Here is a 13,293-nt window from a genome sequence, read left to right on the forward strand (position 1 = left end):
TTCTACACAGACATTTGTTTTTTGTCCTAATACTATATTACCACAATTTTAGATTTTTTTAATTTTTATATATAATTTTTAAATTTTAATAATTGTGTAGTTTTCATATCTCACCATTTTGTACTTTATTTTGTACTTGGATTGCAAATCACTATTCTAAATATTAAAACCTACAAATAAAAGTAAATTCTTTTATTTGTAGGTTCTTCAATTTGCTTTTACTTATTTTTCGTTCTGACCTAATTAGTCAGAATACTTATACGAAACAAAAAAAATCCTTAAAGCATAATGTTACATTGACGAAGTCTATAAATACCATTTCACACGCTTAAAAAAGGTTAGAACTCACCTTAAGCCTTTTATTAATTAAATATCTAAACTATCATAATTCTTAAAGAAAGCTTTAAGAATTTCTAGAATATTCTCTCCCCCTCCAGTAATATCGCTTTCAATGTTCAATGCAAGAAGTGGCTCATGCAATGATAGTCTTAGCAAAAACCATCCTTTTTCTTTAGTGCAATCTATTTTTATGCCTTCATAATTTTGTGGTTCAAGCTTCCAGCCTTGAACTTTATAAGAGAACTCTTTTAACTTATCGATCACTGTCTGTCCATAATTTTTAAAATCCTTAGAATCTATTTTTATTCTGATTTCCTTACTTTCTTCAGGGTGTTTTAAATCTTTTATTAAATAGTCAATATCTTTGCCTTCATTTTTGAGTTTTGACATTTCTATTAGAATTTTTACTATAAGGTAAGCTCCATCATCTAAAAAATAGTTTTCCTTTAACGCTGCATGGCCTGAAGTCTCTATTGCCAGAGGACATTCGACTCCTTCAGCATTTAACCTTTTAGCTTCATTTATAACATTTTTATACCCTCGTTTGAATCTATGATGAATTCCTCCTAAATCAGCTATAAATTCTGTTAAACCTGTTGATGTTATGGAATCAGTAACTATTGTTGCTCCACTTTTTTCATTTATTACTATTGAAGATATTAAAGCTATAAGAGCATTTTTATTTATTTCTTCTCCAGCTTTTGATACTATAGCTGCTCTATCCACATCCGTATCAAAGATTATTCCAAGGTCTGCATTAGACCTTAAAACTGCATTCCTTATAGACTCCATGGCTTCTTTATTTTCTGGATTAGGTATATGATTTGGAAAGCTGCCATCAGGCTTTAAAAACTGACTTCCTTTTATATCTGCTCCAAGATGTTCTAACACCTTGTCTGCAAAGAACCCTCCTGCTCCATTTCCTGCATCAACTATTATTTTAGTTCCCTCTAATGGTTTTTCTGAACCTGTATCTTTTCTTACCTTATCAATAAGAACCCTTGAGTAATCATCCACTAAACTAAATCTTTTCACCTGACCCCTTGAACTTTTTAATAAGCTATCTTCTTTTATAGAAAAATCTATTATACTTTCAATATCTTCTTTTTCACACCCTCCAGCTGAAGTGAAAAATTTAAAACCATTATAATAGTATGGAAGGTGACTTGCTGTAATCATAATTGCTCCATCACATTTATAATCCTCCAATATAGTTGTCATAAACATTGATGGTGTTGTAGTCATACCGCAGTCAAATACAGTTACCCCTTCTTTTATTAAAGCTTCTGTTAGAGAATCTTTTAACTTAGGGCCCGATAATCTTGGGTCCATCCCTAAAGCTACTTTTAAGTTACTTTTATTTTGTCCTCTGTTTTTCATCCACTTAAAAAAGCCTTCCCCTATTAAAGCTGTAATTTCAGCAGTTAAGTTTGCTTTATACTCTTCAGTTCCTATAGCTACTCCTCTAATATCAGTACCATTTATTAACTTTCTTAGTTCTATACTAAAATCTTTTTCTGAGGCAGAAAAATTTGTAGTCATTGTGACGCCCCCCTTTTTAATTTCATTTTATATCTTTAGCTGCTTTAACTATATCGTCCGAAGTCAGCCCATAATATTTTAGTAAAGTCTCTGGAGTTCCTGACTGTCCAAATACATCTTTAAGTCCTATTCTCTTAAGTTTAACTGGACACTCCTCTGATAATACTTCTGCGACTGCTGAGCCTAAGCCTCCTATTATGCTGTGTTCTTCTGCTGTAATTACCTTTTTTATATCCTTTGCTAAACTTACTATAAGTTCTGCATCAAGTGGCTTTATAGTGGACATATTTACAACCGTCGCTTCTATATTTTCTTTGCTTAAAGTCTCTGCTGCTTCTAACGCTTTTGCAACCATTATTCCTGTGGCTACTATTAGTACATCTTTTCCTTCTCTTAATACTTCACCTTTTCCTATTTTGAATTCATAATTTTCCTCATGAATCACAGGTACTTGAGCTCGTCCAAGTCTTATATATACTGGTCCATAATATTCTGCAGCTGCATATACTGCTTTTTTAGCTTCTATTGCATCTGATGGATTTAAAACCACCATGTTCGGTATGCTTCTCATTAATGATATATCTTCTATTGCTTGATGACTTCCTCCATCTTCTCCTACTGTTACACCTGCATGAGTTACTGCTACTTTTACATTTAGCTTTGGATATGCTGCTGAGTTTCTTATTTGTTCAAATGCTCTTCCTGCTGCAAACATTGCAAAGGTTGTTGCAAATGGTATTTTTCCGCAAGTAGCTAATCCTGCCGCTGTTCCAATCATATCTCCTTCTGCTATTCCCATATCAAAGAATCTTTCCGGTGCTGCTTTTTTAAATTCTATGCTTTTAGTTGCCTTTGCTAAATCTGCATCTAATACTACTATCTTCTCATTTATTGCTAATTCCTTTAAAGCTTCTCCATATGCTTCTCTTGTTGCTATATTCATTATTCTTCTCCTCTTCTTAGCTCACTTAAAGCTTGTATTCTTTGCTCTTCATTTGGACCTGTTCCATGCCAGGAGGCTTGATTTTCCATAAAGGATACTCCTTTTCCTTTAACTGTTTTTGCTATTATTACTGTTGGTTTTCCTTTTGCTCCTTTTGCTTTAATTAAAGCTTCTTTTATTTCTTCGAAGTTATGGCCATCTATAACTAAGGCATTCCATCCAAAGGCTTCGAGCTTTTTATCTACTGGATTTACGTTCATGACCTCTTCATTTGATCCATCTATCTGAAGTCCATTTAAATCTACAAATGCTGTTAAATTATCTAATTTATAATGAGCCGAACTCATAGCTGCTTCCCATATTTGTCCTTCTTGAAGTTCTCCATCTCCTATTATTGTGTACACTCTATAATCTTTCTCATCTAATTTTCCAGCTAGTGCCATTCCATTAGCTGCTGATAGTCCTTGTCCAAGTGAACCTGTCGACATATCCACTCCTGGAGTTTTCTTCATGTCTGGATGTCCCTGTAGTATTGCTCCAAACTTTCTTAGAGATTTAAGTTCTTCTTTTTTGAAATATCCTCTTTCCGCTAACGTTGCATACAGTCCTGGTGCTGCATGTCCCTTTGATAATACAAATCTATCTCTATCTTCCCACTTAGGCTCATCGACTTTTATATTCATCTCTTCAAAATATAATACTGTCAGTATATCTGCTATTGATAATGACCCTCCTGGATGCCCTGACTTTGCTTCTGTTAACATTTCGATAATGTCTACTCTTATAGCTTTTGCTACAGCTTTTAATTCTTCTATGTTCAATGCTTATTCCTCCTAATACTTGTAAGAGCCACTTTTAGGCGGCTCTTAACTTTAGCTTTATCTAATTAATTTGTGGTGCAACTTCTGAAATTGTCTATGATTTCACGAATCTTTTTTGCATTTTCTGCTATATCTTCTGAACTGCCTTTAGTTAATAAGCCTCCAAATCCGCAAATATCTACTTTATTTTCCAGCCATATATGCAGATTATCAAGAGTGATTCCACCACTAGCTAGAATTGGCATATCAGGAATTGGTGTTTTGAATACTTTTCCTAATTTTGCACCATAAAAGTCTGAGATTGGAAAAGCTTTAATAAATGCAGCACCTAAACTCAATGCATTTACCGCTTCCGTTAATGATGTACAGCCTGGTGCATATGGAATCTGATATCTATTGCAGATTTTTGCTACCTCTTCACTATAGTTGGGTGCAATAACAAACTTAGCTCCATGTAAAATAGCATGACGAGCAGTTTCACTATCTAAAACTGTTCCTGCACCAACACAAATTTCTTCACCGTACTTTTTGTTAAGTCCTTCAATGATTTCTCCTGCATTATTTAATGTATAACTCATTTCCATAACCGGTATGCCACCTTTAATGCAGCCTTCAGCAATTTCACATGCACGATCAATTGTTTCCGCTCTTACTATTGCAAGAGCCCCAACATCTACCATTTTTTGAGTTATATTTATTTTTTTCATATCATTCACCTCAATATTCATTACTACATCATATATATGTTATTTTCTTCAATGCCTCAAATTTTAATTAGCTTATTAGTACAAACTCTTATTAAATGTAGCCTTATAAGCTTCAACTACACACTTGATTTCTTCGAATTTTTCACCAGTAGGTTGTGTTGCTGGAAGTCGTGCAGGTCCAACATCTATTCCATTTAACACAACAGTCTGTTTTATAACAGATGGAATAGTTCCGAATTTAAGAATACGGCGAAGCTCTTCAATGCTATTTTGTGCTTTTTGAGCTGCTTGTAAATCACCTTTGATAAAGTTGTTATAAATAGCTACATCAATTTCTGCCAGAAAATTTGCGGTTGCTGCAACTGCACCCTGCCCTCCAGCATTAAGAATATCAAGAATAAGTGAATCAGACCCCGAGAATACACCAAAATCTTCACCTTTAGTCACTTCAAGATAGGCTTTCATGTTTTCCAATTTGCCGCCACTGTCCTTAATTCCAACAATATTTTTAACCTTAGCTAATTCACGTACCGATTCTGGTTCAATATTAATTCCTGTTTTACCTGGCATATTATACATCAAAATTGGCAGATTAACTGCTGATGCCACTGCTTTGTAGTGTGCAATTAATTCCTGTTGTGTTGGAGGCACGAAATATGGTGTTATAACTGATAATGCATTTGCACCTATTGCTTCCATTTTTTTTGATAAACTTATAACTTCACGTGTTGAGTTACCTCCTGTTCCTACAAAAACAGGGACACGATTATTCGTATGCTCTATAACAATTTTGGCAAATTCAACTTTCTCATCATCTGTAAGAACATGGCATTCTCCATTTGTTCCTAAGATAAATAATCCATAAATTCCATTATCAATAAGGTAATCAATCAATTCACGTGTTGCCTTAGGATTAATATCTTGATTTTCATCTAAAGGCGTAATCATTGCACATATAATGCCCTTATATTTCATGATATTGCACCCCTTCTCTAATAGATTTTCCTAAGCTTCCGCCTGGATGCCACTTTAGATATTGTTTTGCATCAAGCCCTTTCGCATATTGCAGCGCAATACTTAATGACTGTAAAGCTATGGTTTCTGCAAGAATTGAAGCACGAGGTGCCTTATTAAGTAAGTCTCCTTCTTCTTCAACTCCTGCAAACAAGAATATATCTGAAGCATTTTTTAGCCACGAGTCTGAATTACCACTTACTCCAATAATTTTAGCTCCATTAACTTTCAAGGTTTCAATAGTTGCTTTTAGCTCTTGAGTCTCACCACTATTTGATATAGCTATAACCACATCACCAGGAACTACTTGTCCACTTGAACCATGTACAGCTTCTGTACCATGTAATGTATATGCAGGTGTTCCAGTAGATGAAAGTAATGAAGAAATATATCCTGATACATGACCTGGTTTACCAATACCAGTCACATGTACACGACCATTATTCTTTTCTGATTCAAGAATAAGATCACGTGCCTTATTTATAGCTATTTCATCAATTGAATCGATGAACATTGATATTTCGCTAGATAGTACGTTTAAAAATTTAGGTAACGTGTTTTCAATCATAATTTGTCCTCCTTAAAGTTATAAAGCTATCACGCAAAGAATAAAAACTATAATATTTTCTACTAAAATTTTAAAGAATCATGTTATGTTTGAATTTTTTAATGCATCATACATGTATAATATTCATTGACTTAGATAGGCTTTATTAATTGTAAAATTTGATTTAATGCATTTCCAATTACGTTATAATCTATATTAGGGAAGGTAGCACCTTGTATACCAAGGGTTCCATAAACTGGATACAATAATGTTGGAAGGAATGCAAGCATTAATCCAACAACAAATGATCCTAAAACAGCACCTCTCCATCCTCCTGATGAATTACCAAATACAGCAGCTGTACCACCTGAGAAGAAACAAATATGAGCAGCTGGAATAATAACTACAGGGAATAAACCAGGAAGCGATGCCATAACAATGATTGCTAATAGACCAGCAGTATATGATACTATAAATCCAAGAATAACTGCATTTGGTGCATATGGGAATACTGTTGGTACATCTAATGCTGGACGTGATCCCGGAATATATTTTTCTGATATGATAACAAATGCAGCAGTTATTTCAGCTAAGAACATACGTACACCTGTCATTAATACTGACATACCAGCAACAAATGTAAACGCTTGCACCAAAGGGAATACTAACCAGTCCTGTGAACCAGCAAGCTGTTGCGTAAATGCTTGACCAGCCTTTAATGCTGCAACATAGAATAAAATTAACATAACTATTGATAGACCCATTAAAAAATCTTTGAAAACCGCTAACCATTTAGGAAATTCAATTGCTTCTGTAGTCTGCTCCTTATATTTCGAAAATATACGGCCAAGGTAACCGGACAAACCGTAACCAATCATATTAAAGTGCCCAATTGCTTGCTCATCTCCACCTGTCATCTCACGCATAAATGGCTGACAGAATTGAGGCAATGCTGCTGACATAAATCCTAAGATAGTACCACCCACTAAAATTGTAACTGTATTATTAAATCCATGTGCCTGCATTATCAGCACTAATACACAAGCAAAGAATAAACTGTGACCTGTTGTAAAAAAGATATTTTTAAATCTTGTAATACGTGCAAAAACTAAATTTAATACAAAGCCTAAAATTAATGTACATGAAACTGCAAATCCATATGTATTTTGTGCAAGTGCTGTAGCAGCCTCTGGTGAAGCTATAACACCTGTTATTCCAAAACCATACTGGAATAGCTTATTGAAGTTTTGTAATGCTGCGGTCATGGCTGAAGCACCAATACCAAATACTAAAAACCCTATAAGTGTTTTTGAAGCACCAGTAAATACTTCAGTAGCTGATTTTCTTTGGAGAATTAAACCTATACATGCAACTACACCAAGTAAAACAGCGGGTGTGCTTAATAAACTTATAATAAAATTCATACCTATCTCCCCTTTATTCTATTAATTTTATTTTTCTTTTGAAGCAAGAAATTTTTCTAATGCTGTTTTAATTTCATTGCGATCAACAATATTATGAATTCCTATAATATCAAATTTTAAGTTTTTATTTTTTAACTCTTCTGCAACATCAACCAAGGTTTCTACTGCATCTCCGCTGAATCCATTTAATGAATCTAACGAACCATGTTCAATTTCTATTGGAAGATTATTTTCCTTTATTACCTGCTGGGTTTTGATTTTTAACATTAGACTAGATCCAACACCTGCTCTACAAGCCACTAAAATTTTATACATAATTTATTTCCTCCTCTATGCTTCATGTGCTTTTATAAAATCTATTACTTCTTTAGGGTCTTTAGCATTATCCAAAGTTCTAAAGAACTCATCCATTTCCAGTAGTTCCACAAGTTCTGACATTGCGCGTAAATGACTGTTGTTATCTACTGCACTCAATGTAAAGACATATTTTACTGGGTCATTATCTTTGTGGCCAAATTCCACAGGATTTTCTAAGGTCGCAATTCCAATTGCAATTTCTTTTGCTCCAGCTTCTGGTCTTGCATGTGGTAATGCAACATGTTTTGTAATTACTATATAAGCGCCAGATTCTTTTGCTGTATTAACCATAGCATCAACATATTCTTTTGTAACTTTACCGTTTTCAACTAGAACAGATGCTGACTGCCTTATAGCATCCTCACAATTTTTAGCTGGTACCTTTAGTTTTATTAGTGTTTCATTAGTAAGATCGCTTAGCATAAGTCCTTCCTCTCCTTTAGACGTGAAATTTTCTATTTGTGTAAAATAGGATAATAATTCATTTGAAAGCATACTTTCAGAAGTTACTTTCGCATATTTCTTTATTATATCCATAACCTCATCTATTTTAGGTTGCTTTAAAAAAATATCACCCAATTGAATATACACTTCACGTGTAATCTTATATTTTTCTTTTTGGGTCATAACAGGACTAACTTTAATTACTGGTACATCTATTTCTAAACCCTCTGCTTTGTAATTAGTAGTAAACACAATATCTACAGGTGTAGCAAAATCTTTTAATTTAGAGGATTCCAATGGTGGTAAAAAGTATAGTTCTGGAAATAAACTTGCAAGTTCTGCATGTAAGATAGCTGAACTGCCAACACCATTTGAGCAAACTATTAATGCTGTTCTTTTTCTAAGAATATCAAATTCTTTTCCGTTTGAGAAAATAGCTGCGAAATGCATCGTTAAATATGCTAATTCCTCTTCTTGAATTTCTTCTCCGAATAGGCCACAAAATTCTTTCATTGCATTACTTACAATTCTGTATACTAATCGGTATTCTTCTTTTACCTTTTCACAAAGTGGATTGTAAATAGGCAGTTTAAATAAAAGCCTGTAATAAGCTGGTCTAAAATGAGCATATAGTTGTTTGAAGATTTTCTCTTGGCTTATATAATAAACTCCGCTTAAATACTCAAACTTTGTCATCATTTTATTTACAATTTCCGAGATTGCAGCTCTATCTTTTGTATCCTCTTCAGCATTACCTACTGATATACCTAAAATCCAGGCACTGATATACATTATATCGTGAGATTTTATCTCATCTTTGCTATCATATACTTCTAATATTTCCTCAGCAAATTTATATTCCTTCATGGATATCATCGCTGAAATATTAGGAATATCTATATTTTCTGAAATGATTTTCTTCTTTGATAACATTCTGGCTTTTAGAAAAATGAATATATAGATAAATTCAATTAATCTGTCTTCAACAAAAGTAATTTCATGCTTTTTCATAAGCTTTGATATAGTTTTTTTAGCATCTTCATAATTATCTAATTTATACTCTTCAATAAAGATATCAAATATTCTTGAGCTTTCTTCATTAGAAAGAGTTTCTATAATATTTTTAATAAGCACTCTTCTAATTTCCATCTCAGATCCAACTAAATAATAGCCATTTGTACGATTGTTTCTAACTTCAATGCCCTTTTTCTCAAGATCCGGTAGCAAATCTTTAAAATCAAGATTTACAGTTGACCTACTTACTTTTAGAGAATTTATAAAATGATTAATTGAAATATCCTCAATATTTATAAAAAGCATTAAATACATATATAAAAGCCGTTCTGTTTTACTGAAATAATAAGTATTTTTTGAATAATTTTTTTTTAGAATTTCTTTAATTACATCCTTTGTCTCTTTTTGAACAATTATGTCTTTATTAGCTCCTAAAGTTATTAGCGGAGCTTTTTTAACTTTAAACATGTCATTAATTTTATTTAATCTGTAATCAACTTGTCTTTTGGTAGAATTTGTTTCTTCCTGCAATCCTTTTGTAGTTATCAATGTACTATTTAATAAAATTTGAAGAATTGATACAAGCTCTTTGTCCATTTAATCCCTACCTTCTTATTAAGATTAGTTATAATCTTGTCCCTGGATTTTATTTTTCCTCCCCTCCTTGATTTTATTCTATTCGAATTGTTTGTCGTTTTCAATTTCATTTGGGTTTAACTTTTGTTCAATAGCTATACAAAAATTAAATAGAATTTAAAAAATCCTGTTAATTTCTAGGTTTCCAAGCATTCATCAAGTAGATATCGACAGAATAATCTTATGTTAACATAAAGAATAAATGCATACTTCTAATCTCATAAATTATAAGCATTAAATAGTGAGTACGTAATAAATAATTCAGATTTTTTGTTCCGAAATTTACAATCTTTAAAAATTAGATTTTGCTATTATAGCAGAAAGAAGCTTCTCACAAACATATATTAAAAGTAATTTTTATTGGATTTAGGGCAAGGGTGCTCTGCTTAGCAGAATACCCTTGCCTTTTATAATTTGAAATATAATGGAGGCGTTTATTATGGAACACGGAAAATTGAAACGAACTTTAAAAACAAGCGATCTGGTGATTTTTGGTTTGGTATTTATGATACCTCTAGCTCCTGCAGGCATGTATGGTGTATATTTAGGACCATCTGGTGGAATGGTTGCATTATGTTATTTGATAGGAATGGTGGCTATGTTCTTTACTGGAATGAGTTACAGGGTAATGGCACAGAAATTTCCAACAGCAGGTTCTGTATATGTATATGTTCAAAAAGGTGTATCACCTGCATTAGGTTTTCTAACTGGCTGGGGCATATTATTAGATTATTTCTTAATGCCAGCAACTGTTGTTATTATTGGGAGTATTTATGGTAATGCACTTATACCTTCTGTTCCAGCTTGGATTTGGATACTAATATTTATCGTCTTTAGTACAGTAATTAATGTTTTAGGTGTAGATTTGATGTCTAAATGCAGTTGGATACTATTTACATTACAAGTTATTGTGATTATAGCCTTTATAGGATGTACTATAAGACTTTTACTTAATGGAACAATTCATTTTAGCATGATTTCATTTTATAATCCTGAGCAGTTTGACTTGTCTAGCATCCTAAAAGCAACAGGTATCGTTATTCTTAGCTATTTAGGATATGATGCTATTAGTACCTTGGCAGAAGAAACTATTAATCCAGAAAAATCTGTAGGAAAAGCAATTATACTTTCGATTTTGATTATTGGACTAATATTTATTGCAACTACTTTTTTTGCAGGAATGGCTTATCCGAATTATCAAGACTTAAATCCTGATACTGCTTTCACAGATGTTGTTACCTTTGTAGGTGGAACATGGCTTAATATATTAACAACAATTACATTGATAGTTTCCTTTGGAATAGCAACAACACAAGCTTCACAAGTTGCAGTTGCAAGAGTACTTTTTGCAATGGGACGAGATGGAGTACTGCCAAAGCAACTTGCATATGTCAGTAAAAAAACACAAAGTCCAATAGTTGCTACTGTATTAGTAGGAATCATTATAACACCTATTTCTCTCTTCTGTTCTCTTGACTTCATTACTTCAATCGTAAGCTTTGGTGCTTTACTAGGCTTTATCTTATTAAATATTGCAGTAATCAGTAGATTTTTACTAAAAAATGATGAACCAATCAGCTTACAAAAGAAAATAATAAATTATGGAATATGTCCTACGATTGGTTTAGCAGTAACCATGTGGATTTTTATTAATCTGGATGCAAATGCACATTTAATCGGAGCAATTTGGCTGTTAGTTGGCTGCTTATATTTAGCAGGTGTTACAAAATTCTTTAGAAATCCTGTTCCACAATTAGAATTAAGTTAATAAAAAACTTATCTATAAGAAAAGCCGATGGTTTTATATATGAAATCATCGGCTCTTCTCTATTTCTTGTTCATTTATTATGGTAAAACAGTGCAATAATAGTTGAATTTTCAACAAATGTATTATACAATAGTTGAAAATTCAACTATATATATGGGAGGTTTTTATGAATCAATTAAATAGTGATATTCTTAGAGAAATTGGAACATTATCACGCTGTATACATTCTATATGTGATATAAAATTCAAAGAATTAGAACTTCAAAAAGGACAATTCATTTATCTTACTAGAATTTGTGAAAATCCAGGAATTAGCTTCATAGAATTAACTATGTTGCTAAAACTCGATAAAACTTCCACTACTAAAGCTATTCAAAAGCTAGAAACAGAAGGCTACATTAAACGAGACAAAGACACAAATGATAAGCGAGTTACTCGTCTTTATCCAACTGAGAAAGGGCTTAAATGCTACGATAATATTATTGATGAAGAAAATAGAAATATAGGAATTTGTCTTAATGACTTCAGTGAATATGAAACAAATATTGTTACAAAACTTATAAGAAAAATGAGCGATAACATTGAATCTGAATGGAAACATTCAAAATCACTTTTAAGAGGACATGGTAATGATTAGAATAACTATACTTTCAGACCTAAATAAAATTATGTAGACTGTTAAAGTTTCTAAATTAGATATACACTCTTATGGTAACTTTCAATAGAATGAAAATTATCCTAAGGAAAAAGAAATTTAAACTTGGTTTTATAAAACCTAATTTATTAGAAGGGACGTAATCTATTGAAGAATTCACATAAAATTTTACATTACATTTGTTTATTTATTGGAGTTTTAGCTATTTCTACATCTGCTATATTTGTGAAATTATCAACAGCTCCAGCTCCAATAATAGCTACATATAGACTAGTGTTTTCAACGCTAATAATCTTACCTATAGTTCTTTTAAATAAAAAATACCTGCTGGAAATAAAAACATTAGAATTTAAACAATTAATCGCAATATTTCTATCCGGCTTATTTCTAGCAATACACTACATACTTTGGTTTCAATCATTGAACTTCACTTCTGTTGCCAGTTCAACAGTTCTTGTAACCATGCAACCCTTATTTGCTTTTGTTGGAAGTTATTTTTTCTTCGGGGAAAGATTAAAAAAGCTATCTCTCTTTGGTGGATTTTTGTCTATATTAGGAAGCTGTATAATAGGGTTTGGTGATTTTAAGATTGGCGGTATTGCCATAATAGGTGATCTACTTGCTTTATTAGCTGCTGGAGTTATTACAGCATATTTCCTTATTGGACAAAGTATACGAAAAAATTTATCTTTATTTACTTATGTTTTTATTTGCTATTTAAGCAGCAGTGTATTTTTATTAGGGTATTCAATCATATTAAAGTATCCTTTAATAGGCTATGAAAATTCTGATTGGTTATGGTTCTTTTGCTTAGCATTAATTTCAACAATACTTGGGCAAACAGTTTTAAACTGGTTAATTAAGTGGTTAAGTGCCTCAACTATTTCCATGAGTATATTAGGTGAACCCGTTGGTACCTGTACTCTAGCCTATTTAATTCTTGGAGAATCTATATCTTATAGCCAAATTATTGGCTCATTTATTATTTTATTAGGAATAGGTATATTTTTATATGGTAAAATTAAAAATACAAATAATTAAAATTTCATAAGTAAACTTAATTTCAAATGAAAAAATAAGTT

At 32.2% G+C, this 13,293-nt stretch carries 12 protein-coding genes; 3 read left to right on the plus strand and 9 right to left on the minus strand.

Features of this window, described 5'->3' with window-relative positions; genetic code table 11:
- Positions 1-366: 366 nt before the first annotated feature.
- The 9 genes from CLOBL_RS11605 to CLOBL_RS11645 all read right to left on the minus strand — a co-directional run bounded on the left by CLOBL_RS11605 (position 367) and on the right by CLOBL_RS11645 (position 9,749).
- Positions 367-1,881, minus strand: coding sequence for a phosphomannomutase/phosphoglucomutase (locus CLOBL_RS11605; RefSeq protein ID WP_077859178.1), 1,515 nt, complete (start codon positions 1,879-1,881; stop codon positions 367-369).
- A 22-nt stretch (positions 1,882-1,903) separates the two neighbouring features.
- Positions 1,904-2,824, minus strand: coding sequence for a transketolase family protein (locus CLOBL_RS11610; protein WP_077859179.1), 921 nt, complete (start codon positions 2,822-2,824; stop codon positions 1,904-1,906).
- Entirely contained in the window at positions 2,824-3,645 is an 822-nt protein-coding gene (locus CLOBL_RS11615; protein ID WP_077859180.1) for a transketolase, read from the minus strand. Before CLOBL_RS11615 ends, CLOBL_RS11610 begins: the two co-directional genes overlap by 1 nt.
- Before the next feature lie 65 nt (positions 3,646-3,710).
- Positions 3,711-4,352, minus strand: coding sequence for a ketohydroxyglutarate aldolase (locus CLOBL_RS11620; protein WP_077859181.1), 642 nt, complete (start codon positions 4,350-4,352; stop codon positions 3,711-3,713).
- A gap of 75 nt (positions 4,353-4,427) precedes the next feature.
- The gene (dapA, locus tag CLOBL_RS11625; RefSeq protein WP_077859182.1) at positions 4,428-5,327 is read right to left on the minus strand and encodes a 4-hydroxy-tetrahydrodipicolinate synthase; all 900 of its coding nucleotides are present in this window, start codon (positions 5,325-5,327) and stop codon (positions 4,428-4,430) included.
- On the minus strand, positions 5,317-5,880 hold the full coding sequence (locus CLOBL_RS11630; protein ID WP_347472821.1) for an SIS domain-containing protein: 564 nt from the start codon (positions 5,878-5,880) through the stop codon (positions 5,317-5,319). Before CLOBL_RS11630 ends, dapA begins: the two co-directional genes overlap by 11 nt.
- Before the next feature lie 185 nt (positions 5,881-6,065).
- Positions 6,066-7,337: a PTS ascorbate transporter subunit IIC gene (locus CLOBL_RS11635; RefSeq protein WP_077859184.1), complete on the minus strand. Its 1,272-nt coding sequence runs from the start codon at positions 7,335-7,337 to the stop codon at positions 6,066-6,068.
- A 27-nt stretch (positions 7,338-7,364) separates the two neighbouring features.
- Entirely contained in the window at positions 7,365-7,652 is a 288-nt protein-coding gene (locus tag CLOBL_RS11640; protein ID WP_077859185.1) for a PTS sugar transporter subunit IIB, read from the minus strand.
- A 15-nt stretch (positions 7,653-7,667) separates the two neighbouring features.
- A complete protein-coding gene (locus tag CLOBL_RS11645; RefSeq protein WP_077859186.1) occupies positions 7,668-9,749 on the minus strand; it encodes a BglG family transcription antiterminator in 2,082 nt (693 codons plus the stop codon).
- Positions 9,750-10,227: 478 nt separating this feature from the next.
- On the opposite strand from CLOBL_RS11645, the gene CLOBL_RS11650 reads away from it, so the two are divergent.
- The 3 genes from CLOBL_RS11650 (at position 10,228) to CLOBL_RS11660 (ending at position 13,252) form a co-directional block, all read left to right on the plus strand.
- Positions 10,228-11,556 (plus strand): APC family permease, encoded by a 1,329-nt coding sequence (locus tag CLOBL_RS11650; RefSeq protein WP_077859187.1) that lies wholly within the window; start codon positions 10,228-10,230, stop codon positions 11,554-11,556.
- Positions 11,557-11,722: 166 nt separating this feature from the next.
- Positions 11,723-12,193 (plus strand): MarR family transcriptional regulator, encoded by a 471-nt coding sequence (locus tag CLOBL_RS11655; protein WP_077859188.1) that lies wholly within the window; start codon positions 11,723-11,725, stop codon positions 12,191-12,193.
- Positions 12,194-12,358: 165 nt separating this feature from the next.
- The gene (locus CLOBL_RS11660; RefSeq protein WP_077859189.1) at positions 12,359-13,252 is read left to right on the plus strand and encodes a DMT family transporter; all 894 of its coding nucleotides are present in this window, start codon (positions 12,359-12,361) and stop codon (positions 13,250-13,252) included.
- The last annotated feature ends 41 nt before the right edge of the window (positions 13,253-13,293 follow it).

Origin of the sequence: Clostridium sp. BL-8 (genome assembly GCF_002006495.1) — a bacterium.
Lineage (GTDB): Bacteria > Bacillota > Clostridia > Clostridiales > Clostridiaceae > Clostridium.